Raw genomic sequence first — 26,885 nt, forward strand, 5'->3', positions numbered from 1 at the left:
GCGGAAGGACCCGGAGAAAGAGCGACCGGGGTCGTTCTTTTCACGCTATGGTTCACCCGTGGATCGCCTCAAACTCCTCTCCTTCGTCGGTTGGCTCATGATCGTCGCGGGGGTGGTCAACCTCGTGCTGGCCATCGTCGACATCTCGTCGGGTGCGAGCGTCGCCAACAACGTCCTCGCCGCGGCCATGGGTATCGTGCTGACGATCGCCGGGTCGATGCAGGTGGCGAACAAGGGGCGCGCGCGGCGCTGAACCCGCTCGGCCCGCGCAGGACTCGCTGTCACCCCACGGACACCTGGCGGGGGTAGAACGGAACCATGCCCATCATCGACAGCGCCGTGTACGTCGGCGGTCACCGCATCGAGAACCCCTCGAGTCTCGACCAGACCTTCGAGTACATGGAAGCCCACGGCGGGATGGCCTGGATCGGCCTGCTGCGGCCCTCGCCCGAAGAGCTCGAGCGGGTCGCCGCCGAGTTCTCGCTGCACCCCCTCGCCGTCGAAGACGCCCTGACCGGCCACCAGCGCGCGAAGCTCGAGCGGTACGGCGGCAATCTCTTCGCCGTGCTGCGCCCGGCGCGCTACATCGACGCGACCGAGACGATCGAATTCGGCGAGCTGCACGTGTTCATCGGGCCCGATTACGTCGTGACGGTGCGTCACGCCGAGGTCCCCGACCTCGCGCACGTGCGCCACCGCCTCGAGAAGCAGCCCGACCTGCTGGCGCGAGGCCCCGAAGCGGTGCTCTACGCGATCCTCGACGAGGTGGTCGACCAGTACGACCCCGTGGCGCGGGGCCTGCAGAACGACGTCGACGAGATCGAGGACCAGCTGTTCGGGGCGGGCGGCGCCGAACTGACCCAGCGCATCTACGAGCTCGCCCGCGAGGTGATCCACTTCCAGCGCGCGACCGAACCCCTGCGCGACATGCTCGAGGCGCTGCTGCGCGGATCCGAGAAGTACGGCGTCGACATCGAGCTGCAGCGATCACTGCGCGACGTGCTCGACCACGTGCTGCGCCAGTGCGACAAGCTCACGGCGCTGCGCGCCATCCTCGACAACGCCCTCACGGTGAACGCCACCCTGGTCACCCAGCGCCAGACCGAGACCTCGCTCGAGCAGAACGAGCAGGTGAAGAAGATCTCGGGCTGGGCGGCGATCCTGTTCGGCCCCTCGCTCATCGGCGCGATCTACGGCATGAACTTCAAGAACATGCCCGAGCTCGAGTGGCAGTACGGCTACCCGCTCGCGTTACTGCTGATGGTGGCCGTCTCGGCGGGTCTGTGGCTGACGTTCAAGTGGAAGAAGTGGCTCTGAGCCCGCGGCATCCGTGAGCTCGGGATGCCGCGGCACGCGGCGCGCTTCCTGGACAGACGCTGCGTGAATCGAATGATGGGGAGGTGAACGACTCCACCCCGCGCTCCGGCGATGCCGTCGAGCCGACCCCCACGTCGACCGTGCAGCTCGAGGACGCCGGCTACCACAAGCGGCTCACCGGGCGTCAGGTGCAGATGATCGCCATCGGTGGCGCCATCGGCACCGGCCTCTTCCTCGGTGCGGGCGGACGCCTGGCCCAGGCCGGGCCCGCCATCGTCATCTCGTACGCGGTGTGCGGCCTGTTCGCGTTCTTCATCCTGCGCGCGCTCGGCGAACTGGTGCTGCACCGGCCCACGTCGGGGTCGTTCGTCTCGTACGCCCGCGAGTTCTTCGGTGAGAAGGCCGCGTTCGTCTCGGGCTGGTTCTACTGGATCAACTGGGCGACGACGACGATGGTCGACATCACCGCGGCTGCGCTGTACATGAACTTCTTCGGCAAGTACGTGCCGTGGATCGCCGCGGTCCCGCAGTGGGTGTGGGCCCTGGCCGCCCTGGTGACGGTGCTCGCCGTCAACCTCGTGTCGGTGAAGGTGTTCGGCGAGCTGGAGTTCTGGTTCGCGCTCATCAAGGTCACCGCCCTCGTCGCGTTCCTGCTGGTGGGCATCTACTTCGTCGTCTTCGGCACCCCCACCGGCGCCCCCGTCGGCTTCTCGCTCATCGCCGACAACGGCGGGTTCTTCCCCAACGGCATCCTGCCCGCGATCATCCTGATGCAGGGCGTGGTGTTCGCCTATGCCTCGATCGAGCTCGTGGGCACCGCCGCCGGCGAGACGAAGAACCCCGAGAAGATCATGCCGCGCGCGATCAACTCGGTCATCTTCCGCGTCGCGATCTTCTACGTCGGCTCGGTGCTGCTGCTCTCGCTCCTGCTGCCGTACACGGCGTACTCCAAGGACGAGAGCCCCTTCGTGACGTTCTTCGCGTCGATCGGGGTGCCCGGGGTCGACGTCATCATGAACCTCGTCGTGCTGACCGCGGCGCTGTCGTCGCTGAATGCGGGGCTCTACTCCACCGGCCGCATCCTGCGTTCGATGGCGGTCGCGGGCTCGGCCCCGAAGTTCGCGGCGCGCATGAACAAGGCCGGCGTCCCCTACGGCGGGATCGCGATCACCGCGGTCGTCGCGCTGCTGGGCGTCGTGATCAACTACGTCAACCCCAGCGATGCCTTCGAGACCGTCCTGAACGTCGCGGCCGTCGGCATCCTGGTCACCTGGGCGACCATCATCGTCTGCCAGATGAAGTTCAAGCGCCTGACCGACCGCGGGGAGCTCGTGCGACCGGCGTTCCGGCTGTTCTGGGCGCCCTACACGGGCTATCTCACGCTCGTGTTCCTCGCGGTGGTGATGGTGCTGGTGTTCATCGACTCACCCGCCACGCTGCTCGTGGCGATCGGGGCGAGCATCCTCATCACGATCGGCTGGTTCGCGTGCCGCAAACGCATCGCCGAGCTCGCCGCCGAGCGCGAGGGCCACACCGGCGCGGTGCCCCTGGTTCCGAGTCCCTTCCCGAAGCGCTGAGCCCGCCCCTCCGGGCGCGCGCGCCCTCTTCGGTCGTGCCCCCTCTCGCCGCCACCCCGGCGTTGAGTGTCCAGGACACGCCGCATCGGGGCGGCGTGGGGCGGCGTGTTCTGGGCACTCAACAGGCTTGTAGGGGGGGGTGAGCGCCGAGTCGAGAGGGGGCTCAGGCGTCGAACGGCCAGCCGCAGTACGCCTCGGCCAGGTAGGCGCGGCCGTGCTCCGATTCCACGACGGTGCGCAGCTCGCCGAGCTGGCGGCGGCGGTCGAAGTCGGTGGCATCCGGAGCCACGTGCAGCAGGCTCGTCATCCACCACGAGAAGTGCTGGGCCTTCCAGATGCGGCGGCTCGCGGTCTCGGGGTACGCGTCGAGCAGGCGCGCGTCGCGGTCGACCAGCAGGGCCCCGAGGGCGGCGGCGAGCAGGCGCACGTCGGCGATCGCGAGGTTCATGCCCTTCGCGCCCGTGGGCGGCACGGTATGGGCGGCATCGCCGACGAGGGCGACGCGGCCGCGACGCAGCTCGTGCGCCACGAAACTGCGGAAGCGCAGCACGTCGCGCTGGAAGATCGGGCCCTGCTTCAGCGTCGTTCCGGGAACGCGCTTCTGCAGCTCGTCCCACAGCTGCTCCTCGGAGTACGCCGCGGTGTCGGTGTGCGGGTCGCACTGGAAATACATGCGCTGCACGGTGTCGGAGCGCTGGCTGACGAGCGCGAAACCGTCGGGGGAGTTGCTGTAGATCAGCTCCTCGCTGCTGGGCGGCGCCTCGCACAGGATGCCGAACCAGGCGAACGGGTACTCGCGGAAGTAGCCGCCCTGGCTCGAGCCGGTGACGCTCGCGCGGGCGACGCTGCGGGAGCCGTCGGAGCCGACGACGAAGTCCGCCTCGATCTCGAACGGGGCGCCCTCGGCATCGGTCGCGATCACGCGGGGCCGGTCGGTGTCGGCGTCGTCGATGCGCTCGGCCGTGACGCCGAAGCGCAGGTCTTGACCGGCCTCGAGGCGCGCGGCGATCAGATCTTTGAGTACCTCGTGCTGCGGGTACAGCCAGACGGCGCGACCGACGGTGTCGGCGAAGTCGATGCGGTGCCCCTCGCCCTCGAAGCGCAGCTCGATCCCGTCGTGGCGGTTCCCGACGGTGCGGGCGCGCGAGGCGGGACCGATCGTGTCGAGCAGTTCGACCGTGCCCTGCTCGAGGATGCCGGCGCGGATGGTGCTCTCGATCTCGTCGCGGGAGCGCTGGTCGATGACGATCGACTCGATGCCGGACTGGGCCAGCAGGTGCGAGAGCAACAGCCCCGCGGGGCCGGCGCCGACGATGGCGACACGGGTGCGGACGGTGGGGTTCATGGGCGTCTCCTTCGACGGTGCTGAGTCGATGGTGTCCCTCACCCCCGCCCGCCCACCCGCACTCTCCCATTCATCGGGACGCGGCAGAGCAGCGCGCGCTCGCGCGCGGCCGTCAGCGGCGATAGCCCAACGCGCGCTCCGTGTCGCGGGCGGCGCGGTGCAGCTCGACGAGCGCGAACTGCGTCTCGGCATCGCGGGGGAGCACCACCGACAGCGCTGCGATCACGGCCCCGGTCTCGTCGCGCACGGGCACGGCGACGCCGGTCGACACCGCGTCGACGTATCCCGGGGCGACCACCCGCCCCAGGGTGCGGATCTCGGCGAGCGTGCGGCGGAGCGCGGCCGGATCGACGATCGTCTCGGGGGTCACCGCCTCGAGGGGGCCCGCCAGCACGCGTTCCTGCAGGTCGCGCGGAGCGAAGGCCAGCAGTGCCAGCCCCGACGACGACGCGTGCACCGGCAGGCGGCCGGCGACGCGGGTGATGTTGGCGCCGGAGTCGGGCGCGCTCAAACGCTCGAGGAACAGGGCCTCGTCGTGCTCGAGGATCGCGAGCTGCGTGTGCTCGCGCACCCTCTGCTGCACGCGCTCCATGTACGGCAGGGCGGCCTGCCGCAGGCGCAGCGCGTGCGATGACCGCGTCGCCAGCTCCCAGAGTCGCATGCCCACGCGCACGCGGCGCTCGTCGTCGCGCTCGAGGAGTCCGGCATCCACGAGTTCGTTCACGATCCGGTGCGCGGACGAGCTCGGCAGGTCGGCGCGACGACCGATGTCGGCCGTCGTCTGGGCGGTGCGCGTGGGGGTGAAGGTCTCGAGGATGCGCACGAGCCGGTCGGTGACCGAGTCGCCCGAGGAGGAGTTCGCCATGGGCTCAGGATGCCATGACTCCCATTCAGCGGGAACGCTCTGGCGCCTCGGTGGCCGGTGCCGGACGATGGACGTGTCGAAGGAGACCCCATGTCGCACCCCGCTGCCGCCCCCGAGACGCTGCTCGCCGCCCCCGATCAGGCGACGCAGAGTCAGATCGTCGACGAGATCCGCGCCCGTCACGCCGAACTCGACGCGCTCGATGCCGCCGGTGAGCGCCTCGGCGCGACCGCGCACGACTTCCCCGCGTACCGCTCGAGCGTGTTGCGGCATCCGACCAAGAATCCCCGGCTCGTCGACCCCGAGACGATCGAGCTGTTCTCGCCCGCCTTCGGGCAGCGCGACGTCGCCGCGATCGAGTCCGACCTCACGCTGCAGCATGCCGGGGAACCGCTGGGTGAGCGCATGAGCGTGCAGGGGCGCCTGCTCGATTCGTGGGGCCGGCCGGTGGCGAACCAGCTCATCGAGATCTGGCAGGCCAATTCGGCCGGGCGTTACATCCACCAGCGCGACCAGCACCCTGCCCCGCTCGACCCGAACTTCACCGGCGCGGGCCGCGCGGTCACGAACGAGAACGGCGAGTACCGCTTCACCACGATCAAGCCCGGCCCCTACCCGTGGAAGAACCACCGCAACGCCTGGCGGCCGGCCCACATCCACTTCTCGGTGTTCGGCTCGTCGTTCACCCAGCGGCTCGTCACGCAGATGTACTTCCCCGGCGACCCGCTGTTCGCGCTCGACCCGATCTACAACAGCATCCACCGGCAGAAGGACCGCGACGCCCTGGTGGGCGTCTACGACCACGACCTCACCTCGCCCGAATGGGCGACGGGGTACCGCTTCGACATCGTCGTCGACGGCGCCGATGCGACCTACTTCGAGCAGGAAGGCGACGAGTGATGAGCGCCGTCCCCGCCAAGACCCACCGCGCCACCCCCGGCCAGACCGTGGGGCCGTTCTTCGCCTACGGCCTGGAGTTCCCGAAGCAGCACCAGGTCGCCTTCCCGCACTCGCCCGGCGCGATCGTGCTCGGCGGCACGATCCTCGATGGCGCGGGGGCACCCATCCCCGATGCGCTCATCGAGATCTTCGGGGCGGATGCCGACGGCTCGGTGCCGCGGGCGCGGGGCGCGTTGCGCCGCGACGACCACACCTTCACCGGCTTCGGCCGCGCGTTCACCGACGACGAGGGGCACTTCGAGTTCTGGACCCGCGAGCCCGGTGGCATCGGGGGCCGCGCCGCCTTCTACGCGGCGATCGTGTTCGCGCGGGGGCTGCCCGACAAGCTGCACACCCGCATCTACGTGCCCGGTGATGACGCCGCGCTCGCCGTCGACCCGCTGCTGACCTCTCTGACGCCGCAGGAGCGCGCTACTGTCGTCGCGACGCGCACCGCCGACGGCGGCCTGCGGCACGACATCCGGCTGCAGGGCGAGAATGAGACGGTCTTCCTTGCCTTCTGAGCCCCCCACGGTGGTCGACGTCGGATTGCTCTCGCCGGTGACGGTGGGGCACGACCTGCTCGTGTCGGACGGGTTCGTGCTGGACGCGCTCGTTCGCGCGGAGTGCGCTCTGGTCGCGGCCTACGCCGACCTCGGCGTCGCGCCGCGGCAGGTGGCGGTCGAGGTCGACCACGTCTTCGGGCTCGACGAGAGGGGCGGCTCGCCCGCGCGGAATCTCCCCGCGCGCAATGTCGATGTCGGCGCGCTGGTCGCGGCGTCGGTCGCCGGGGGGAACCCCGTGATCCCGCTCGTCGGCATGCTCAAGGAACAGGTGCCGGCCGACTGCCGGTCGTGGATCCACCGCGGCGCCACCAGCCAGGACATCCTCGACACCGCGCTGATGATCGTCGCGCGCAGCGCCATGGAGCAGGTGCGCTCGTCGCTGCGCATCGCGGGGGAGCGGGCCCGGGAGCTCGCCGTCACGCACGCCGATGACGTCGCGGCCGCCCGCACCCTCACCCAGCACGCCGTTCCCACGACGGTCGGCGCTCGGGCCGCGACGTGGGCGCGGGGCATCGAGCGGGCGCTCGCGCGCATCGATGCGCTCGCGTACCCCGCGCAGCTCGCCGGCGCCGGCGGCACCCTGGCCTCGTTCGTCGAGATCACGGGCTCGTACGAGAACGCGGCGGCGCTGCCCGCGGCGTTCGCCCGGGCCGCCGGCCTCGACGCCCCCGATGCTCCCTGGCACGTCACCCGCTGGCCGATCACCGAGCTCGGCGATGCCCTGGTGCAGGTTCTGGACGCGCTCGGCAAGCTGGCCGCCGACGTCGCGACCCTCAGTCGCACCGAGATCGGCGAGGTGTCGGAGGGCGTGGGCGGCGGATCGTCAGCCATGCCGCAGAAGCAGAACCCCGCCGAGGCGGTGCTGATCCGCTCCGCCGCCCTGCGCGCTCCGCAGCTGGGGGCGACGCTGCACCTCGCGGCCTCCCTCGCCGTCGACGAACGCCCCGACGGCGCCTGGCACGCCGAGTGGCCGACTATGCGCGAACTGCTGCGTCTGGCGCTGGGGGCGACGCGGCACGCGGCATCGCTCGCGTCTCACCTGCGGGTCGACGTGCCGGTAGCGCGGCGCAACGCCGGGCTGACCGGCGGGCGACTCGTGAGCGAGCGCCTGCGCGGAGTGCTCGTGCCGCTCATCGGCGCGGCGCGGTTCGCCGAGCTGCTCGCCGGCGACGGCGACCTGGCGGAGCGCCTGCGCGCGCTGCCCGAGGCGGCGGGACTCGACGTGGACGCCGTGCTCGACCCGTCGGCGTACGTCGGCCTGGCTCCGCGGCTGGCGCGGGGCGGGGCTGACCGCGAGGCAGGCGGCGGCCGCGCAGAACGCGCGGCATCGGGCGCACACGAACACGGCCGGGATGAACACGGGCCGGACGAACACGGGCTGGACGAACACGGGGTGGACGAACACAGGCTGGACGAACACAGCTTGGACGAACACGGGGTGGACGAATGAGTGCGGTGTCGCTGACCGAGTTGGTCGGCCCGCCCGACGCGCCGCTCCTGGTGCTGGGGCCGTCGCTCGGCACCTCGACCATCCTCTGGGACGACGTCGTGCCGCTGCTCGCCGACGACTACCGCGTCGCCGCGTGGGACCTCCCCGGCCACGGCACGGGGCCCGTCGCGCGCGAGGCGTTCACGGTCGCCGACCTCGCGGATGCCGTGGCCGCGGCCGTACCCGACGACACCTTCTTCTACGCCGGCGTCTCGCTCGGGGGAGCCACCGGACTCGAGCTCGCGCTGCGGCACGGCGATCGTCTTCGCGCCGCCGCAATCGTGGCATCCGGAGCCCAGCTCGGCGACCCCGGCGCCTGGGCCGAGCGCGCCGCGCAAGCGCGAGCGCAGAGTACGTCGAGCCTCATCGTCGCCTCGGCCCAGCGCTGGTTCGCCCCCGACTCGATCGCGCGGCGCCCCGAGCTGACCGGCCGGCTGCTGCACGCGCTGCAGGACGCCGACGACGACAGCTACGCCCGCTGCTGCGAAGCGCTCGCCGCGTACGACGTGCGCGCGGATCTCGGTCGGATCGACGTGCCCGTGCTCGCCGCGTGGGGGGCGTTCGACGCCGTCGCCCCCGAGGCCAAGGCCGTCGAGATCGCCGCGGGCGTGGGCAACGGTCGGGTCGAGCGCATCGACGGCGCCGGGCACCTGCCCGCTGCCGAGCAACCCGAGGCCGTGGCCGCCCTGCTGCGCTCGTTCTTCGCCTCCGCCTCTCGAAAGGCCGCCTGATGCCCACCGACCAGGAACGCCACGACCAGGGGATGGCCGTGCGCCGCGCGGTGCTCTCGGACGCGCACGTCGACCGCGCGACCGCGGCGACGACCGACCTCACCGCCGACTGGCAGGACTTCATCACGCGCGTCGCGTGGGGCGACATCTGGTCGCGTCCGGGTCTGGACCGCCGGTCGCGCTCGATCGCGGTGCTCAGTTCGCTCATCGCGCACGGACACCACGAGGAGCTCGCGATGCACCTGAGGGCGGCGCTGCGCAACGGCCTGACGATCGACGAGATCCGCGAGGTCATTCTGCAGGCGGCGATCTACTCGGGCGTGCCGGCCGCGAACACGGCGTTCCGCATCGCGTCGCAGGTCTTCGCCGAAGACGCGACTCACGCGCCGGAGTGATCGAGGGCGTCGTCGTAGGCGTCGATCAGCCGGTCGAGGAAGCGCTGCACGGTTGCGCGCTCCGCGGCGTCCATGGCCTGCACCACCGTCTCGACGCCCTCGATGAGGGGCGTGACGAGCTCGCGCGCCCTGTCGCGTGAGCCGTCGACGGGGGTGACCACGAGCTTGCGGCCGTCGTGGGGGTGGCGTTCGCGGCGGATGTGCCCGGCGTTCTCGAGGCGGTGCAGCACCAGCGTCATCGCGGCGGTCGAGACGCCGAGGCGTCGGGCCAACTCGGTGGGGGTGGCGGGTCCCGTCGAGATGAGGTGGTCCATCACCTCGAGCCCGGGTGCGTCGACGGCGAGGGCGGCGGCGACGTGCTTCTCGAACTGCTGCTGGCGCAGGGCGACGCGCTGCACGCGCGCCCGCAGATCGTCGTCGCCCAGCGGGGCGTCGCTTCGGCGCGCACGCTCGCGCTCACGGCGGTCGTCGTGCGCAGCGGGAGGGTCGTCGAGCGGGTCCACTCGTCCAGGATAGTCGTGTAGATTGCCAATCTCATTGATTATCAACGGAACGGGTGAAGAATGGCGGCGACCTCCGACCGACGCGTGCTGATCTGCGGGGCGAGCATCGCCGGCCCGGCGCTCGCGTACTGGCTGAACCGATACGGCTACGAGACGGTGATCGTCGAACGCGCCGACGCGCTGCGCACCGGCGGGCAGAACGTCGACGTGCGCGGAGCCGGACGTGAGGTGGTGCGGCGGATGGACCTGGAGTCCGACGTGCGGGCGGCGACCACGGGCGAGGTCGGCACGCGGTTCGTCGACGGCGACGGACGCACGGTCGCGGAGTTCCCGGCCGGCCGCGGCGACTCCGACGGCGCCACCGCCGAGCTCGAGATCCTGCGCGGCGACCTCGCGGAACTGCTCGTGGAACGCACGACCGGACGCACGGAGTACCGCTTCGGCGACCGGGTCACCGGGCTGGAGCAGGATGCCGACGGTGTCACGGTGCGCTTCGAGCGAGCGCCCGAGGAGACTTTCGCCCTCGTCGTGGCCGCCGACGGAATCGGCTCGCGAACCCGCGGGCTCGTCTTCGGCGAGGAGCCGCGGATCCGCTCGCTGGGGCTCGAGACGACGTACGGGACGATCCCGCGCACCGCCGAAGACGACGAATGGTGGCGCTGGTACTCCGCGCCGGGCGGCCGGTCGATCACGCTGCGCCCCGACCCGCACGGCACGATCCGCGCGACGCTGTCGGTGGTCACCGATCGTGCGCGCCCGAGGAGCGAGCGCGGAGATGTGGACGCCCAGCGCCGCCGCCTGCGCGACGTCTTCGCCGACGCCGGCTGGGAGGCGGAACGCGTGCTCGACGCCTTCGACCGCGCCGACGAGCTGTACACCGACGCGATCGGTCAGGTGCGGGCTCCCCGCTGGTCGAGTGGTCGGGTCGCGCTCGTGGGCGACGCCGCGTACTGCGCCTCACCGGTCAGCGGAATGGGGACGAGCCTCGCCCTCGTGGGTGCGTACGTGCTGGCGGGCGAACTGGCCGCCCATGTCGACCACCGCGACGCGTTCGGCGGGTACGAGCGCCTGATGCGTCCCTACGTCGCGCAGGCGCAGAACCTGCCCCCGGGGACGCCGCGGCTGGCCAATCCGACCTCGCGGGTCGGCGTGGGGGCGTTCCGGACCGCGCTGCGGGTGGCATCCACTCCCCTCGCGAAGCGTCTCACGGGGGGACTCTTCACGCCGCCGGCCGACGCCATCGACCTGCCGGACTACGCGCACCTGGGGTGACGTGTCGGTGGGCTCGCGTCACGGGCCTCGCGATCGTGATGCGCCGCATCACAACAGCTTATGTCGGAATAAAGCATAAGGCGGGTAGCGTCGAAGTCACCCCACAGAGAGTGAGCGACGATGCTTCTCGAAAGAGACCTCATCCAGTCCGTCGGATTCCGAAACGTCCGCGAGGGTGACGAGATCACCGGCTTCCAGTTCCGCGTCCGGATGCCGTCGTACCGCGGCATGGCGGCGTCACTGATCGACGGGATCGGCGTGAGCATTCCGGGGCTGGTCGACGTGGCATCCGAGGTACCGCTGTGGACCCTGCAGGGTCGGCAGTACACGCTGGCCGAACTGTGGGACGGCGACGGGGTGCGCTGGCCCCTCGAAGACGCCGCGATCATCACCGTCCCGCTGCCCGGCGGTCTCCCCGACGGCGTGCACGAGCTCTCGATCGATCTGCGCCTGCGCGCCTCGTACATTCCGCTCGAGCACCAGCCGAGCCGCTACCGGGTGACCAAGCACGTCACGCTGGCGCCCGAGGCATCCGGCGCCCCCTTCCGCTACGGCGTCTCGCTCTACAGCTACATGGGCGACTACGGCACGGTCATGGACCTCGAGACCGCCCTCGCCTCGATCGCCGACCTGGGGGCCACCGGCGTCGAGATCCTCGGCGAAGCGCACGTGCCGAACTACCCGCACCCCTCCGACGAGTGGGTCGACGAGTGGTTCGCCCTGCTCGAGAGGTACGGCCTCGAGCCCACCAACCTCGGTTCCTGGATCGACACGCGGCTGCACTCCAGCGGCCCGAACGCCCGCGACATGACGGTGGACGAGGGCGCGGCGGCGCTGCAGCGCGACCTGCGGCTCGCCCAGCGCCTGGGCTTCCGGTTCGTGCGGCCCAAGATCGGCGTCGTGTCGAGCGACCTGATCCCGCACCCCATCTGGACCGAGGTCGTCGAAGCGTCACTGCCGCTGGCCGAGGAGCTCGACGTCATCATCTGCCCCGAGATCCACTCGCCGACCCCCATCAAGCACGAGGTCGTCGACGACTACATCGCCCTCATCCGCCGCACCGGCACGAAGCACTTCGGCCTGCTGCTCGACACCGGCATCTTCCAGGACCGACCGATCCCGCTCGGACCCGGCGAGCTGCCCGGCCAACGCCCGGCGTTCCTCGACGGCATCCACGTCGACCCCGCCGACGTGTTCGACGTGATCGAGAACGTGGTGTTCATCCAGGCGAAGTTCCACGACATCGATGAGCAGCTCGACGACCAGCAGATCCCGTGGGAACCCGTGCTGAAGGCACTCAAGGACGCCGGCTACACCGGGTACCTCTCCAGCGAATACGAGGGGGTGCGGGAGCCCTGGCGTTCGATCGAGCAGGTGCGCCGCCAGCACTCGCTCATGCGGCAGATCGCCGACCGGATCTAAGGACACCCCATGCCGAACGGACTGATTCACGACGACAGCCTGCGCACGCACCCTGACGGGTTCGCGCTGCGCTTGACCATCCCCTGGTACCGCAGCCTCTGGCTCTCGTCGGTGACCTCGCTCGACCTCACCGTCGATGGCGAGCGGGTGGATGCCGACGACCTCCGCGTGGCGTTCGGCGACACCGTCTTCGGGCTCGACGAGCTGCCCGAGCAGAGCGAACGGCTTTGGTTCCTGCAGGAGCACCCGCTGCTGATCGCCCGCCGCGCCGACCCGGTCGCGCTCGGCGAGACCCACGACGTCGTACTGCACGGCGAGCTGCGCCTGCCGTACATGCAGATCGCGCCCGGCCAGGACGGCGGGCCCGGGATGTACGTGCCGAACGTCGTGCACGACGTGAAGACGCTCACCGTCGTCGACGCGGATGCCGGGATCCCCGCGCTCGTGTCGGATGTGACGCCGCCGCCCCCGGCGAGCGACGACGACCCGTTCCAGCTGGGCCTGACCCTGTACTCGGCCAGCGCCGAGTTCCGCGCGGGGTACTTCGACTTCGACGGTCTGCTCGACCGGGTCGCGGAGCTGGGGATCGGTCCCGGCATCGAGATCGTGGCATCCCAGATGGTGCCGACGTACCCCGTGGTCGGCGACGACTTCGCGCGGACGTGGCGGGCGGCGTTCGACCGGCACGGCTTCGTCGCGAGCTCGTTCGGCGCGAACCTCGACATGGGTCGTCGCCGCGATCGCGACATGACCCCCGACGAGGAGTTCGCGTTCTCGAAGCTCATGTTCGAGGGCGCGAAGAAGCTCGGCTTCCCGCTCGTGCGCATCCAGAGCGCCCAGCCCGCGCTGCTGCGCCGGCTGCTGCCCATCGCCGAGGAGCTCGAGCTGAAGCTCGCGTACGAGATCCACGCGCCCATGGGGCCCCACGCCGAGCCGATCCTGCGCGTGCGCGAGACCTACGCCGAGCTCGACTCGCCCCTGCTCGGCTTCGTCGCCGACTTCTCGTCGACCATGCACGCGATGTCGCCGACGCTGCTGCGCGCCGTGCGCCGCGCCGGTCTCGACGACGAGGCGGTGGCGAAGCTGCAGGAGATCTGGGCGACCGATGCCGCGATGCGCGAGCGTCAGCAGGAGTTCCTCGGCTACCTCCGCGGCCGCGACTTCGACCCCGGTCGCCTGGGGTCGTTCGCGCACCTGGCCTTCAACATGCACGGGCACGTCGATCCGCGCGAGTGGGTCGACATCATGCCGCAGATCCTGCACGTGCACGCGAAGTTCTACGACATCGACGAGCAGGGCCAGGAGCCCGCGATCGACTACCCCGAGCTCGTGCGCGTGTTCGTCGAGGGCGGCTACCGCGGCTTCTGGTCGAGCGAGTGGGAGGGTCATGCCTTCGCCGAACTGGGCGAGGTCGACCCGCTGCTGCTCGTGCGGCGCCAGCACGACCTCATCCGCGCGTCGATGAGGGCGGTGACGGCGGCCGTCTGACGGCACCGCGGGGTGCGGCGCGCGTGGGGGCTCGCCGCACCCCGACCGTGGGGGCGACCCCGCCGCGCGATCGGGCGTCGGCTACGCGGGCGCGTGGCCGGCGGCGATGACGCGGCCCGCTTCGGTGAACAGGCCGCGCATCCACTCGTGTTCGGGGTCGCGCGTGTGCGAGGGATGCCACCAGAGCGCGCTCACGAGAGGCGTCGCCGCGAACGGCAGGGGGACGACGCGGATCCCGCCGATGCGCAGCAGGTGCGGGGCGAGGGCCGACTGCACCAGGCCGACCCGGCGGGTGCCGCTGACGAAGTGGCCGACCGACAGGAAGCTCTCGAGCACCACCTCGATGTGCGGCTCGACGCCGAGCTGCTGCACCTGGCGGGCGGCCGAGGTGAAGGCCGATCGCGACTGGAACGTGAGCACCCACGGCATGTCGGCGAGGTTCTGCATCGTCAGGACATCGCTCACGTCGTCGTTGTCGTCGGCGACGACGGCGAGCCAATCGTCCTGCCAGAGATCGAGATACGGCAGGCCCGAGACGGGGCCGTGCGGGATGACCATGGCGTCGGCCGAACGTAAGCGGTTCGCTGCGTCCTCGACGATGCCGGGGTTGTGCAGCATGTAGCGGAACCGCACGCCGGGGGCCTGTTCGGCGGCGAGCTGCGAGACGATCGTGCCGACGGTGACGAAGCCGTAGTCCGATCCGTAGATCGAGAATTCGCGGGTGGACTCCGCGGGCGACCACGATGCCTGGCTCTCGAACACCCGCCGCGCGGCCTCGAGTGCCGTGGTCGTGTGCTCGGTGAGGCGCACGGCGAACGGGGTCAGCTCGTACGTGTTGCCGCGGCGGGCCAGGATCTGGTCGTCGAAGTGGGTGCGCAGGCGCGACAGCGAGGCGCTGAGGGCCGGTTGGCTCAGGTGCAGCCGTTCGGCGGCGCGGGTGACACTGCGCTCCGTGAGGAGGGCGTCGAGCGCGACCAAGAGGTTCAGGTCGAGGCGCGAGAGCGTTGCATGATCGGTCACCACGTCGTGATCCTTCGCTGGGGAGCTGTCCCTGCACTGTATCAATGGCGTCTATGCGGGGCCAGAGCTCATGCCTGACGGCGATGCGGTCGCGGCCTCATCGCCTTATGCGCCGCATCGCGAAGACTTATGTGCGTTTTCGGCGCATCCCACTGATACTGGGACACACAGCACAGGTGCTCCCATCGAAGGGTCCGCCGACAACGTCGTCAGAAAGGCTGTCATGACTCAGCAACGTCGCCTCACGCGCATCGCAGGTCTTCTCGTTGTTCCCGCCACCGCCGCCCTCGTTCTCGCCGGCTGCTCCGGCTCCGGCTCGGGCTCGGGCGACGGGAACGCCGACTCGTTCACCTTCACCTTCGCCACCTCGAACAACCTCGAGAGCCCCTACGAGGCGCTCGCGAAGGCGTACATGGAGGCGAACCCCGACATCACCATCACCACCAACCCCACCCCGAACGACAAGTACGGCGAGACCATCCGCACGCAGTTCCAGGCCGGTAACGCCTCCGACGTCGTGCAGACGACCCCCGGCTCGGGTGACGCCCGCGGTCTCGTCCCCCTCGCCGAGGCCGGCTTCCTCGAGCCGCTGGGCGACACCGCCACCTCGCTCGTCCCCTCCGGCAGCGAACCGCTGTTCGAGATCGACGGCAAGACCTACGGCCAGCCCATGGACTTCACCATCGGCGCCGTCGTCGCGAGCATGGGCACCGCCGCCCAGAACGGCATCGACGAGTGGCCGACCACGATGGACCAGTTCTACGCGGAGTGCGAGACGCTCTCCGGGCAGGGGAAGTCCATGCTCGCGCTCGCCGGTGCGGCCGGCCCCAACGCCGGTCTGACCGCGCAGGGCATCGCCGCCACGCGCGTCTACGAGGTCGAACCCGACTTCAACGCCGAGCGTGCCGCGGGCGACACGACCTTCGCCGAGAGCACCGGATGGAAGGACGCGCTGCAGACGATCATCGACCTGAAGGACCGCGGATGCTTCCAGCCCGGTGCCGAGGGCGGCGGCTTCGACGCCATCACCAACGGACTCGCGCAGGGCACCTCGATCGGCAGCTTCATCCCGTCGGGCTCCGCGGTCGAGATCGCGTCGGCGGCCCCCGCCGAGGCGAACTTCAAGGTGCAGCCGTTCCCGGCCGCCAAGGGAGAGAAGCCGTTCGTGCTCGCCAGCTCGAACTACACGATCTCGATCAACGCGAAGTCCGAGAAGAAGGATGCCGCGGCGGCCTTCGTCGAGTGGCTGTCCACGCCCGAAGCGCAGGAGAAGTACTACGAGGTGTCGGGCCTGCTGCCGATCTCGGAGTACAAGAACCTCGACCTCAGCGACACCATCTACTCCCCGGTCGTCGACATCCTCGCGGAGGGGTCCTACACGACACTCCCCAACAACGTGTGGCCCAACCCGGCCGTGTACGAGGCGCTGCAGGTGGGCGTCCAGGGCCTGCTGACCGGTCAGACGCAGATCGATCAGGTGCTGCAGAACATGGACAACGCCTGGGGCGAGTGAGCCCGTTGGATGCCGACGACGAGACGATGACGAGAAGGACATGAGCACAACACTCCGAAGCGGACAACAGGTCGCTACCGAGACCGAGCGCGTGGTCCTTCCCCGGCGCGGGGGGCGCGGTCGCCGCGTCCCCCCGCCCCGCCGGTCGGGTCAGCTGAAGTTCGGCTACTGGTGGTGGGCACTGCCCGGCATCGTCTTCGTCCTCGGCATCCATTACCTCGCCACGGGGATCGGCGGCTTCTTCGCCTTCACGAATTGGACGGGGATCGGGGCCTTCGAGATCGTCGGGCTCGACAACTTCGTGCGGATCTTCCAGGACCCGACCAAGATCGGCGCCCTCGGGAACACCCTGTTCCTGGCCTTCGGCTCGGTCATCATCAGCAACATCCTCGGGCTGGGCATCGCGGTGGGTCTGAACCGCGGACTCAAGTCGCGGTACATCCTGCGCACGCTCTTCTTCATGCCGGTGGTGCTCAGCCCCCTCGCCACCTCGTACATCTGGAAGTTCATCTTCGACTTCAACGGCCCGCTGAACGTGATCCTGCGGGGAGCGGGGCTCGACTCCGTCGCCCGCGCCTGGATCGCCGACCCCACCTGGGCGATCTGGACCGTCCTGGTCGTGCTGGTGTGGCAGAACATCGGCTTCGCCATGGTGATCTACATGGCGGGACTGGCGGCCGTGCCGGTCGAGATCGAAGAGGCGGCGGCCATCGACGGCACCACCGTCTGGCAGCGCTTCTGGCACATCACGCTGCCCTCCATCCGCCCGGCGGTCGCCATCGCGACCACGCTCGGTCTCGTCAACGGTCTGCGCGTGTTCGATCAGATCATGGCCCTCACCGGCGGCGGACCTGCCGGGGCCACCGAGAATCTGGCCACGCAGGTCTACAAGCAGTCGTTCGCCCTGGGCAACTTCGGCTACGGCGCCGCCCTGGCGCTGCTGCTGACCGTGATCATCCTCGTCTTCGCCGTCATCCAGCAGCGCGCCACCGCCGAGCGCCCCGAGGAGAACTGACATGTTCCGCTACACCAAGCTCACCGCGTTGCGCGAGGTCGGCTTCTGGCTGGTCGCCCTGGTCTTCCTCCTGCCGTTCTACTTCCTCGTCACCACGGCGCTGAAGTCCGACCGCGAGGTCATCACGTCGTCGACGCTCGCCCCGCCCTCGGCCCCGGACTTCGGCAACTTCGCCAAGGTCCTCACGGCCACCGGCAACGCGAACGTCATCCAGGGCCTGCTCAACAGCGTGATCATCACGGCCGGCAGCATCTTCCTCATGGTGTTGCTGGGCTCGCTCACCGGCTACGTGATCGCTCGCAGCACGCGGCGCTGGAGCCGCGGCGTCTACTACCTGTTCCTCGTCGCGATCATCCTGCCCACGCAACTGGGGACGGTCCCGCTGTACATCGGGGCGCGCTCGATCGGCCTGACCGGTTCGGTGTGGGGGATGATCCTGCTCTACAGCGGCATGCTGCTGCCGCTCGCGATCTTCCTCTACGCAGGGTTCTTCCGCGGCCTCGGCACCGAGTACGAGGAGGCCGCGACCATCGACGGCGCGAGCCGCACGCAGATCTTCTTCCAGGTCGTGCTTCCGCTGATGTCGCCCGCGACCGGAACGGTGGCGATCCTCGCCGGCCTCATCGTGTGGAACGACTTCTTCACCTCGCTGATCTTCCTCGGGGGATCGGCGAACCAGACCCTGCCGGTCGCCATGTACTACTACATCGGTTCGCTGGTCTCGGCCTGGAACCAGATCTTCGCGATCGTCATCGTCTCGATGATCCCGATCCTCGCCTTCTACCTCTTCGCCCAGAAGCGCTTCATCCAGGGCTTCGCCGGCGGCTTGAAGGGCTGACGCCTTCTCCTCGCGGGCTGAGCCCGCCCACAGGGATGCCGCGGAGCGCGGCATCCGTCGATCGTCGCGCCCGCGCCCCCCGAAAGGACACCCCGTGTACCAACTCGCCCCCAACATCGAGCTCCTCTTCACCGAGGCCGGCGACTACCACGACCGCGTGCGCGCGGCGGCGGCGGCGGGCTTCGACGCCGTGGAGATGTGGGGTCCGACCGGTGTCGACGCCCCCTCGACCCCCAAGGACCTGCCGGCGTTGAAGGCCGCGCTCGAAGAGACCGGTGTGCAGCTGACCGCTCAGCTCGCCGAGCCCCGCACGCAGTTCATGATCCCGCCGTGGGACCACTCCGAGTTCTTCCGCAAGCTCGACGAGGGCGTCGAGATCGCCCGCGACCTGGGCTGCCCGCGCATGGTCGTGGGAAGCGGAACCGGCTTCGGCGGGTGGAAGCGCCAGGTGCAGCTCGACAAGCTCGTCGAGATCTACCAGAAGGCCATCGCCCAGATCGACGGATCGGGCATCGGCCTGGTACTCGAGCCGGTGAACGTGCGCGTCGACCACCCGGGGTCGCTGCTGGACCGCACCTCGGAGGCCGTGTACGTCGCCCGCGGCGTCGCTTCGCCGCACTTCGGCGTGCTGTACGACATCTACCACTCGGCCGTTGAGGGCGAGGACATGCGGGCCGAGCTCGAGAACGCCGGCGACCTCGTGCACTACGTGCAGCTCGCCGACGCTCCCGGCCGCGGCGAGCCCGGCACCGGCGAGCTCGACTGGACCGAGCGTTTCGGGCTGCTCCGCGCCAGCGGTTACGACGGCCCGGTGGGCCTGGAGTACTACCCGACCACCGCGTCGGAGGCCTCGGTCGCCCACGTCGTCGAGATCGCGCGCTCGGCATGAGCGCCCGGCAGTACCCCGGTTCGGTCGACGTCGTCATCGTCGGCAGCGGTCCGACGGGAGCCGCGTACGCGCGGATCCTGTCGGAGCGGGCGCCGGGTGCGACCATCGCGATGTTCGAGGTCGGTCCGACCGTGTCGAACCCTCCCGGTGCGCACGTGAAGAACATCGCCGACCCCGCGGAGCGCGCCCGCGCGCAGGCGGCGTCGGAGGGCCCGGGGGAGCGCGGAGCCAAGGTCGCCAACCCCGGCGCGGCGAAGGCCGGGGTGCGCGGCGCACGGCCCGGAACCTACCTGCTCGACGACGGCTACGCGTTCGACGGTGAGGACGGCATGCCGGTCGCGGCGATGTCGAGCAACGTCGGCGGCATGTCGGCGCACTGGACGGGCGCCTGCCCGCGCCCGAACGACAGCGAGCGCATCGGCTTCCTGCCCGACCTCGACGAGCTGCTCACCGAGGGCGAGCGGCTGCTCGGGGTGCGTACCGACGCGTTCGATGGGGCACCCTTCGGCGCGATCGTGCGCGAGCGCCTCTCCGCGGCGGTCGACGAGGGCCGCGTGGAGGCCACGAGAGTGCAGCGGATGCCGCTGGCCGCGCATCGCCGCGACGACGGCCGCCTGGTGTGGTCGGGGTCCGACGTGGTGCTCGGCGACGTCACGCGCGAGAACCCCGGGTTCACGCTGATCGACGAGTCGCTCGTGACCTCGGTCGTGGTGACGGCGGGGCGGGCGGCGGGCGTGGTCGTGCGCGACCTGCGTTCGGGTGAGGAGCACGAGGTCGCGGCGCGATTCGTCGTGGTCGCCGCCGACGCCCTCCGCTCGCCGCAGCTGCTGTGGGCCTCGGGCGTGCGTCCCGACGCCCTCGGCCGCTACCTCAACGACCAGGCGCAGATCGTCTTCGCGGCCCGCCTACGCGACATGCCGCCGCTGGGCGCCGACGCGCCCGCCACGGGACTCGCCGAGTACAGCGGTGTCAGCTGGGTGCCCTTCATCGACGGCTCGCCCTTCCACGGGCAGATCATGCAGCTCGACGCCTCGCCGATTCCCCTCGCCGAAGACGATCCGGTCGTGCCGGGCTCGATCGTGGGGTTGGGGTTGTTCTGCGCGAAGGACCTGCAGGCCGACGACCGGGTGGCGTTCGACGACGCGCACGTCGACGGCTACGGGATGCCGGCCCCGCGCATCCACTACCGGCTCACCGCCCGCGACCACGAGGTCATCGAGCGGGCGCGGCGCGAGATCGTGCGCCTGGGTGAGGCCGTCGGCGATCCCCTCGACAGCCGACCGTTCACGCTGCCCCCCGGATCGTCGCTGCACTACCAGGGGTCGACGCGGATGGGCGTCGCCGACGACGGCACGAGCGTGTGCGACACCGACAGTCAGGTGTGGGGCATGCCGGGGCTCTTCGTGGCGGGAAACGGCGTCATCCCGACGTCGACGGCGTGCAATCCGACGCTCACCTCGGTGGCGTTGGCGGTGCGCGGAGCGCGGAAGATCGCGGCATCCCTCACCTGATTTCCTTGCTTATGCAGGAAACAGACATTAGAATGTAGAAATCAAGACAAAGAGGTCTGCGGCTTCGGTCGCACCGACGAGGAGGTCATCGTGATCCCGGATCGCATCATCGAGCAGGGGACGCTCACCGCCCGGAACGGGCGCGCGTCGGTGGAGGTGCGCCTGCCCTGGTACCGGGCGCTGCCGGCATCCTGCATCTCGGGAGCCACACTGACCGTCGATGGCGTCGAGGCGCCCGCCGACTCCCTGCGGTGGAGCATGAACGGCGAGGAGTTCACCTTCGCCGAGATGAAGACGAACACCGAGCAGTGGTGGTTCCCCACCGACTCCGCCGTGCTGTCGGGGGATGTCCCCGCGGATGCCGGAGAGCACGAGGTGCGCGTCGATCTCGAGCTCTACATCCCCTACATCATCATCGCCGACGACCAGGTGCTCCACATCGAGGAGCACGACACCAAGACGATGACCGCTCGCCAGGTCGAGGAGGCCCGCGCATGACCGCTCAGCAGAAGGGCACCCCCATCCAGGGCGTCACCCTCTACAGCTTCACCCGCGCCTTCCACGGCCGCGAGTACGACCTCGACCAGCTGATCCGCAAGACCGCGGCCGAAGGCTTCGGTCCGGGACTGGAGATCATCGGCTTCTCGAGCTTCCGCGGCTTCCCCGAGATCGACGACCGGTTCGCCGGCCGCTTCAACGACCTCATCGACGAGGTGGGGCTCGTGCGCACCTCGCTCGCGGTCAACGCCGACATCGGCCTGCGGCCCGACGCGCTCATGAACCAGGACGAGCTCCTCGCCTACATGCGCAAGCAGATCGCGGCGGCAGCGAAGCTCGGCTTCCCCATCGCCCGCGTGCAGATCTCGATCACCCCCGACTCGATGGAGGCCCTCGCCCCCATCGCCGAGGAGTACGGCGTCACGCTCGCCCTCGAGGTGCACGCCGACCAGTACGCCTCGCACCCGCGCATCCTCGCGCTCCGCGACCGCTACGAGAAGGTCGGGTCGCCCTTCCTCGGCTTCACGATGGACTGGGGTGCCACGGTCAGCGGCTTCGCCCCCTCGCTCATCGAGGCGTACCGCCGCCGCGGGGCCTCGGAGGAGCTGCTCTCAGCCGTCGTCGCCCTGTGGGACGAGTACTACGAGCAGGGCCCGCCGGCCGACCAGGCCGAGCACGGCCAGCGCTTCGGCCGCTTCATCGGACTCGGCCACCAGTACGGCCGCCCCGACCTCGGCATCGACTTCGGCATCAACGGCACCGGGCTCTTCGGCCCGGCGCGCGTCGACGACTGGCTCGAGATCATGCCGTGGGTGAAGCACGTGCACGGCAAGTTCTTCGGCATCGACGAGAACGGCCAGGAACCCTCGGTGCCCGTCGCCGACCTCATCACCCTGCTGGTGGACAACGGATACAGCGGCGCCGTCTCGAGCGAGTACGAGGGCTGGCACTGGAACCACTGGCAGAGCCCGTTCGAGATCATCCGGGGCGAGCAGCTCGTGCAGCGGGCGGCGGCCGAAGCGGCCGGTTCGCGCATGATCACGGATGCCGCCGAGGCACGCCGCGCCCTCGACGCGCACCTCTCGCACGCCGTACGTGCCTGACCCCTCCCTTCGCGCACCCTCGCGCATCTCCTCTCCGCGCCCCCGCGCGCACCCGACTTCGCGCACGCACGTGCGCATCTGAAAGGACCCCTCACATGAGTGACGGCATCGCCGGAACCGGCATCAAGCTCGGCACCACGCTCTACTCGATGACCAGCGAGTTCGCCGCGGGGCAGTACACCCCCGAGACCCTCATCAAAGAGGTGCACGACCAGGGCATCGGCCCGGGCGTCGAGTTCAACTTCGCGCAGCTGCTGCGCTCGTACCCCGACGTCGACGCCGACTTCGTGAAGCTCTGGTTCGACTCGCTCGAGAAGTACGGCCTCGAAGCCAGCGCCGTCGGGACGAACCTCGACATGGGCCGCCGCAAGAGCCGCGACATGACGCTCGACGAGGAGCACGACTTCCTCGCCCGTCAGCTGAAGGCCGCGCACACCCTCGGCTTCAAGAAGATCGTCATCCGCTCGCACGGCAAGGAGCTGCTGCGGAGCCTGCTCCCCCTCGCCGAGAAGTACGACCAGAAGCTCGGGTACGAGATCCACGCACCGTCGGGGCCCAACGACCCGAAGGTGCTCGAGATGCGCGAGATGTACGAGGAGCTGCAGTCGGACCGCCTCGGCTTCACCGCCGACTTCTCGTCGACCATGCACTCGCTGTCGCCGACGCTACTGCGCACCCTCGGGCAGATGGGCATGGACGAGAAGCACTTCTCGGTCATGGACGAGATCTGGCACGAGCCCACGCCCATGCACGTGCGCAACCAGAAGTTCGAGGACTACCTCTCGGGCGAGGGCGTCGACTTCCTGCGCTTCGGACCCTTCACGCGTCTGGCCTTCAACATGCACGGTCTCGTCGCTCCGGAGGAGTGGCTCGACATCATGCCGCAGATCTTCCACGTGCACGCGAAGTTCTACGACATCGGCGCCGACGGCGAAGAGCCGGCCATGGACATCCCGCGCATCGTGAAGCAGTTCGTGCTCGGCGGGTACGAGGGCTACCTCTCGAGCGAGTGGGAAGGCCACGCGTTCAGCGACCTCGGCGAGAGCGACCCGATCGACCTCGTCAAGAAGCAGCACACGCTCATGCGCACGGCCATCGAAGACACCGTCGCGGAGCAGTCGGCCGCGCATCAGCCCGCCTGAACCGTCGCGCACACGAAGGAGTGAGCATGTCGAACACCGCCACCGAAGCATCCGTCGCCGATCTGATCGCCGAGGTCGCACGCCTGCGCGACCAGGTCGTGGCCGCCCACGCCCTGGCGCAGCGCGCCGAGGACCGCGGGCAGGTCGAGAACCTGTTCAACCGGTACATGTACCTGCACAACGCGTTCGAGGACGAGCAGATCATCCCGCTCTGGGTGAAGGAGGGCACCGAGGGCATTCGGGCGCGGTACACGAACGCCGGCCAGTACACGACCTGGCAGAGCGTCACCGACTACCACCGCGGACGCCCGCACCCCGAGGGCAAGCTCATCCTGCACTCGACGAACACCCCGGTCATCGAGGTGGCCGCCGACGGCGAGACCGCCAAGGGCGTCTGGATGATGGCGGGCACCGAGTCGGGCCTGACCGACCCGACGGTCGCCGAAGCGTTCCCCGACATGTACTCGCCCACCGAGGTGCTCGGCAAGAAGGTCTGGGCGCACTGGGTGTGGTGCAAGTACGCCATCGACTTCCGCAAACAGGACGGCGAGTGGAAGTTCTGGACCTTCCGCTGCTACGAGCTCGCCCGCGCCCCCTTCGAAGAGAACTGGGTCAGCTTCGGCCTGAAGAACCAGGGCGCGTTCGACCTCGACCTCATGTACTTCGGCGACGACGGCAAGCCCGTGTTCATGCCGCCGGCCGATGAGCCGGTGCGCGACACCAACCACCCCTACAGCCCCGAGACCACGCAGAAGCTCGAGCCGGCGCCGCCCGTCGCGCACGCGAGCTTCACCGACACGTTCGCCTAGGAGACACCATGGCCACCCACAACTCCCTCTTCGCCGAGAAAGACGTCCGACGCACCGACGACGGCCTCGCCGTCTCGGTGCAGCTGCCCTGGTACCGCAGCCTCTGGCTGTCGGCCGTCGACAACGTCGGCGTCACGGTGAACGGCGTCGCCGTCGCCGCCGACGACCTGCGCTTCTCGCTCGAGGGCCGCGAATATCGGATCGAAGAACTGCCCGAGCAGTCCGAGACTCTCTGGTTCGTCGCCGACCGCCCCGACGTGCTCATCCACCTCGACACCCCGCCGGCGGCGGGCGAGACCGTCACCGTCGAGGTCGTCCTGACCATGCGTCTGCTCTACATGCAGATCATGCCGGGCGCCGACGGCGGCCCCGGCCGCTACGTCACCAACCGCGTCCCGGTCGAGCGCGAACTGGTCCTGGCATGACGAACGCCCAGCCCCTCCGCGTGGCCATGATCGGCTACGGCTTCATGGGCGCCGCCCACTCCGTCGGGTGGCGCCAGGCGCCGCGCATGTTCGACCTGCCGCGCGCGGTCGAGATGACCGTGGTCGTCGGACGCAACGCGGATGCCGTGGCCTCGGCCGCCGCGAAATGGGGCTGGGCCGAGTCGGCCACCGACTGGCGCGAGGTCATCGCGCGCGACGACATCGACATCGTCGACATCGTCACGCCCGGGGAATCCCACGCCGAGATCGCGATCGCCGCCCTCGAGGCCGGTAAGCACGTGCTCTGCGAGAAGCCGCTGGCCAACACCGTGGCCGAAGCCGAAGCGATGGCCGAGGCGGCCGGGCGCGCCCGGGCTCGTGGCATCCGGTCGATGGTGGGCTTCACCTACCGCCGGGTTCCCGCCGTCACGCTGCTGCGCGACATGATCGCCGAGGGAGCCGTCGGCACCGTGCAGCAGGTGCGCGCGGCATACCGCCAGGACTGGCTCGTCGACCCCGAGACGCCGCTCGCCTGGCGTCTGCAGAAGGAGCACGCCGGCTCCGGGGCGCTCGGCGACATCGGCGCGCACATCATCGACATGACGCAGTTCGTGACCGACCTCGGGGTGGAGAGGGTCTCGGGCACGATCGACACGATCGTGGCCGAACGGCCCCTGCCCACCGACGGGTCGATGGGACTGTCGAAGGGGGCGGCGGGCATCGAGAGAGGCGCCGTCACCGTCGACGACGTCGCCCTCTTCACCGGACGCCTCACGAACGGCGCACTCGTCTCGTTCGAGGCGACGCGCTTCGCGACCGGGCGCAAGAACGCCCTGACCATCGAGGTGTCGGGTGATCGCGGCGCGCTCGCGTTCGACCTCGAAGACCTCAACAGCCTGCGGTTCTACGACCGCACCGCCCCCGAGGGGCGCCAGGGCTTCACCCAGGTGCTCGTCACCGAGCCGCAGCACCCCTACGTCTCGGCGTGGTGGCCCGCCGGCCACATGCTCGGCTACGAGCACGGCTTCAGCCACCAGGTCGTCGACCTCGTCGAGGCGATCGCCGCCGGCACCGACCCCCACCCCTCGTTCGACGACGGCCTGCGCGTGCAGCGCGTGCTCGACGCCGTCGAGCGCAGCAGTGCCGCCGACTCCGCGTGGACGCGCGTCGGCTCGCCCGTTCCCGCTCTCTGAAAGGACCGCCGCCATGGCCCGCCCGATCACCCTGTTCACCGGCCAGTGGGCCGACCTGCCCTTCGAAGAGGTCGCCCGCCTGGCGGGCGAGTGGGGCTACGACGGCCTCGAGATCGCCTGCTGGGGCGACCACATCGACGTCTCGCGCTGGGACGATGCCGACTACGTGCAGTCGCGCCTCGACATCCTCGAGAAGAACGGCCTGAAGGTCTGGACGATCTCCAACCACCTCGTCGGCCAGGCCGTCTGCGACGATCCCATCGACGAGCGGCACCACGACATCGTGCCTTCCCGCGTCTGGGGCGACGGGGACGCCGAGGGAGTGCGGCAGCGGGCGGCGGAAGACCTCAAGAACACGGCACGGTTCGCCGCGAAGCTCGGGGTCACGACGGTCACCGGCTTCACCGGGTCGAGCATCTGGAAGTACGTGGCGATGTTCCCGCCCGCCTCCGACGCCATGATCGAGCGCGGCTACGAGGACTTCGCCGCGCGGTGGCATCCGATCCTCGACGTGTTCGAAGAGGTCGGCGTGCGCTTCGCGCTCGAGGTGCACCCCTCCGAGATCGCCTACGACTACTGGACCGCGAAGAAGACCCTCGAGGCCATCGGCCACCGCCCGAGCTTCGGCTTCAACTTCGACCCGTCGCACTTCGTCTGGCAGCAGCTCGACTCGGTCGCGTTCGTGCTCGACTTCGCCGATCACATCTTCCACGTGCACTGCAAGGAATCCACGACGAACCTCGACGGTCGCAACGGCGTCCTCGGCTCGCACCTCTCGTGGGACAACCCGCGCCGCGGGTGGACCTTCGTCTCGACCGGGCACGGCGACGTGCCGTGGGAGCCGCTCTTCCGCGCGCTCAACGCCATCGGCTACGACGGACCCACGAGCGTGGAGTGGGAGGACGCCGGAATGGACCGCCTCGTCGGCGGCCCCGAGGCGCTCGCCTTCGTGCGCAAGCTCGGCGAGATCACCCCGCCGCACCAGCTGTTCGACGCCGCGTTCTCCTCGAAAGGCTGACC

General features: G+C 69.9%; 26 protein-coding genes and 2 pseudogenes. 24 read left to right on the plus strand and 4 right to left on the minus strand.

The window, feature by feature from the left end; genetic code table 11:
• Window positions 1-58: 58 nt before the first annotated feature.
• The 3 genes from BJP65_RS09595 (at window position 59) to BJP65_RS09605 (ending at window position 2,894) form a co-directional block, all read left to right on the plus strand.
• Window positions 59-253 (plus strand): hypothetical protein, encoded by a 195-nt coding sequence (locus BJP65_RS09595; RefSeq protein WP_070408987.1) that lies wholly within the window; start codon window positions 59-61, stop codon window positions 251-253.
• A gap of 65 nt (window positions 254-318) precedes the next feature.
• A complete protein-coding gene (locus tag BJP65_RS09600; protein WP_070408988.1) occupies window positions 319-1,317 on the plus strand; it encodes a magnesium and cobalt transport protein CorA in 999 nt (332 codons plus the stop codon).
• A gap of 140 nt (window positions 1,318-1,457) precedes the next feature.
• Window positions 1,458-2,894 carry an amino acid permease gene (locus BJP65_RS09605; RefSeq protein ID WP_070409936.1) on the plus strand — a complete coding sequence of 479 codons (1,437 nt, stop codon included), beginning with the start codon at window positions 1,458-1,460 and terminating at the stop codon, window positions 2,892-2,894.
• Window positions 2,895-3,057: 163 nt separating this feature from the next.
• Here the strand turns inward: BJP65_RS09605 and BJP65_RS09610 are convergent, their stop codons facing one another.
• Both BJP65_RS09610 and BJP65_RS09615 read right to left on the minus strand, forming a co-directional pair.
• Complete coding sequence (locus BJP65_RS09610; protein WP_070408989.1) at window positions 3,058-4,239, minus strand: 4-hydroxybenzoate 3-monooxygenase; 1,182 nt, start codon at window positions 4,237-4,239, stop codon at window positions 3,058-3,060.
• Between the two features lie 112 nt (window positions 4,240-4,351).
• On the minus strand, window positions 4,352-5,104 hold the full coding sequence (locus tag BJP65_RS09615) for an IclR family transcriptional regulator (RefSeq protein WP_055934952.1): 753 nt from the start codon (window positions 5,102-5,104) through the stop codon (window positions 4,352-4,354).
• 90 nt (window positions 5,105-5,194) lie between these two features.
• Here BJP65_RS09615 and pcaH point away from each other — a divergent pair, with 90 nt between their 5' ends.
• The 6 genes and pseudogenes from pcaH to pcaC all read left to right on the plus strand — a co-directional run bounded on the left by pcaH (window position 5,195) and on the right by pcaC (window position 9,224).
• A complete protein-coding gene (pcaH, locus tag BJP65_RS09620) occupies window positions 5,195-6,004 on the plus strand; it encodes a protocatechuate 3,4-dioxygenase subunit beta (protein ID WP_055832539.1) in 810 nt (269 codons plus the stop codon).
• A complete protein-coding gene (gene pcaG / locus BJP65_RS09625; protein ID WP_070408990.1) occupies window positions 6,004-6,567 on the plus strand; it encodes a protocatechuate 3,4-dioxygenase subunit alpha in 564 nt (187 codons plus the stop codon). Before pcaH ends, pcaG begins: the two co-directional genes overlap by 1 nt.
• Window positions 6,568-6,862: 295 nt before the next feature.
• A pseudogene (locus tag BJP65_RS17130) lies at window positions 6,863-7,435 on the plus strand (lyase family protein); the annotation flags it as partial.
• Window positions 7,436-7,961: 526 nt separating this feature from the next.
• Window positions 7,962-8,006 (plus strand): annotated as a pseudogene (locus BJP65_RS17135) (hypothetical protein); the annotation flags it as partial.
• Between the two features lie 49 nt (window positions 8,007-8,055).
• Complete coding sequence (locus BJP65_RS09635) at window positions 8,056-8,829, plus strand: alpha/beta fold hydrolase (protein WP_070408992.1); 774 nt, start codon at window positions 8,056-8,058, stop codon at window positions 8,827-8,829.
• Window positions 8,829-9,224 carry a 4-carboxymuconolactone decarboxylase gene (gene pcaC, locus BJP65_RS09640; RefSeq protein WP_070408993.1) on the plus strand — a complete coding sequence of 132 codons (396 nt, stop codon included), beginning with the start codon at window positions 8,829-8,831 and terminating at the stop codon, window positions 9,222-9,224. Before BJP65_RS09635 ends, pcaC begins: the two co-directional genes overlap by 1 nt.
• Here pcaC and BJP65_RS09645 read toward each other — a convergent pair.
• Window positions 9,209-9,727, minus strand: a complete 519-nt coding sequence (locus BJP65_RS09645; RefSeq protein ID WP_083285796.1) for a MarR family winged helix-turn-helix transcriptional regulator — start codon at window positions 9,725-9,727, stop codon at window positions 9,209-9,211. The genes pcaC and BJP65_RS09645 overlap by 16 nt on opposite strands.
• A 60-nt stretch (window positions 9,728-9,787) precedes the next feature.
• Here BJP65_RS09645 and BJP65_RS09650 point away from each other — a divergent pair, with 60 nt between their 5' ends.
• The 3 genes from BJP65_RS09650 to BJP65_RS09660 all read left to right on the plus strand — a co-directional run bounded on the left by BJP65_RS09650 (window position 9,788) and on the right by BJP65_RS09660 (window position 13,909).
• Window positions 9,788-10,999, plus strand: a complete 1,212-nt coding sequence (locus BJP65_RS09650) for an FAD-dependent monooxygenase (RefSeq protein ID WP_070408994.1) — start codon at window positions 9,788-9,790, stop codon at window positions 10,997-10,999.
• Between the two features lie 120 nt (window positions 11,000-11,119).
• Window positions 11,120-12,421, plus strand: coding sequence for a DUF6379 domain-containing protein (locus BJP65_RS09655; RefSeq protein ID WP_070408995.1), 1,302 nt, complete (start codon window positions 11,120-11,122; stop codon window positions 12,419-12,421).
• A 9-nt stretch (window positions 12,422-12,430) separates the two neighbouring features.
• Window positions 12,431-13,909 (plus strand): DUF6379 domain-containing protein, encoded by a 1,479-nt coding sequence (locus BJP65_RS09660; protein ID WP_070408996.1) that lies wholly within the window; start codon window positions 12,431-12,433, stop codon window positions 13,907-13,909.
• Window positions 13,910-13,990: 81 nt separating this feature from the next.
• On the opposite strand, the gene BJP65_RS09665 is transcribed toward BJP65_RS09660, so the two are convergent.
• Window positions 13,991-14,929, minus strand: a complete 939-nt coding sequence (locus BJP65_RS09665) for a LysR family transcriptional regulator (protein ID WP_070409938.1) — start codon at window positions 14,927-14,929, stop codon at window positions 13,991-13,993.
• A gap of 223 nt (window positions 14,930-15,152) precedes the next feature.
• Between BJP65_RS09665 and BJP65_RS09670 the strand changes: the two genes are divergently transcribed.
• The 12 genes from BJP65_RS09670 (at window position 15,153) to BJP65_RS09725 (ending at window position 26,883) form a co-directional block, all read left to right on the plus strand.
• Window positions 15,153-16,442, plus strand: coding sequence for an ABC transporter substrate-binding protein (locus BJP65_RS09670; RefSeq protein WP_070408997.1), 1,290 nt, complete (start codon window positions 15,153-15,155; stop codon window positions 16,440-16,442).
• 40 nt (window positions 16,443-16,482) lie between these two features.
• Complete coding sequence (locus BJP65_RS09675) at window positions 16,483-17,457, plus strand: carbohydrate ABC transporter permease (RefSeq protein ID WP_055832557.1); 975 nt, start codon at window positions 16,483-16,485, stop codon at window positions 17,455-17,457.
• 1 nt (window position 17,458) lies between these two features.
• The gene (locus BJP65_RS09680) at window positions 17,459-18,295 is read left to right on the plus strand and encodes a carbohydrate ABC transporter permease (RefSeq protein WP_055832560.1); all 837 of its coding nucleotides are present in this window, start codon (window positions 17,459-17,461) and stop codon (window positions 18,293-18,295) included.
• A gap of 94 nt (window positions 18,296-18,389) precedes the next feature.
• Window positions 18,390-19,184 (plus strand): TIM barrel protein, encoded by a 795-nt coding sequence (locus BJP65_RS09685; protein ID WP_070408998.1) that lies wholly within the window; start codon window positions 18,390-18,392, stop codon window positions 19,182-19,184.
• Window positions 19,181-20,695, plus strand: coding sequence for a GMC oxidoreductase (locus BJP65_RS09690; RefSeq protein WP_070408999.1), 1,515 nt, complete (start codon window positions 19,181-19,183; stop codon window positions 20,693-20,695). The genes BJP65_RS09685 and BJP65_RS09690 overlap by 4 nt, the downstream gene beginning before the upstream one ends.
• A gap of 90 nt (window positions 20,696-20,785) precedes the next feature.
• A complete protein-coding gene (locus BJP65_RS09695) occupies window positions 20,786-21,193 on the plus strand; it encodes a DUF6379 domain-containing protein (RefSeq protein ID WP_055832566.1) in 408 nt (135 codons plus the stop codon).
• Complete coding sequence (locus tag BJP65_RS09700; RefSeq protein ID WP_070409000.1) at window positions 21,190-22,296, plus strand: sugar phosphate isomerase/epimerase; 1,107 nt, start codon at window positions 21,190-21,192, stop codon at window positions 22,294-22,296. Before BJP65_RS09695 ends, BJP65_RS09700 begins: the two co-directional genes overlap by 4 nt.
• 95 nt (window positions 22,297-22,391) lie before the next feature.
• Window positions 22,392-23,438: a sugar phosphate isomerase/epimerase gene (locus BJP65_RS09705; protein ID WP_055832571.1), complete on the plus strand. Its 1,047-nt coding sequence runs from the start codon at window positions 22,392-22,394 to the stop codon at window positions 23,436-23,438.
• Between the two features lie 26 nt (window positions 23,439-23,464).
• Entirely contained in the window at window positions 23,465-24,247 is a 783-nt protein-coding gene (locus tag BJP65_RS09710) for a nuclear transport factor 2 family protein (RefSeq protein WP_070409001.1), read from the plus strand.
• 8 nt (window positions 24,248-24,255) lie between these two features.
• On the plus strand, window positions 24,256-24,672 hold the full coding sequence (locus BJP65_RS09715; protein ID WP_055832576.1) for a DUF6379 domain-containing protein: 417 nt from the start codon (window positions 24,256-24,258) through the stop codon (window positions 24,670-24,672).
• Complete coding sequence (locus BJP65_RS09720; RefSeq protein WP_156784867.1) at window positions 24,669-25,865, plus strand: Gfo/Idh/MocA family protein; 1,197 nt, start codon at window positions 24,669-24,671, stop codon at window positions 25,863-25,865. The genes BJP65_RS09715 and BJP65_RS09720 overlap by 4 nt, the downstream gene beginning before the upstream one ends.
• 13 nt (window positions 25,866-25,878) lie before the next feature.
• Window positions 25,879-26,883: a sugar phosphate isomerase/epimerase gene (locus BJP65_RS09725; protein WP_070409002.1), complete on the plus strand. Its 1,005-nt coding sequence runs from the start codon at window positions 25,879-25,881 to the stop codon at window positions 26,881-26,883.
• Window positions 26,884-26,885: the final 2 nt, after the last annotated feature.

Origin of the sequence: Microbacterium sp. BH-3-3-3 (genome assembly GCF_001792815.1) — a bacterium.
Taxonomy (GTDB): Bacteria; Actinomycetota; Actinomycetes; order Actinomycetales; family Microbacteriaceae; genus Microbacterium.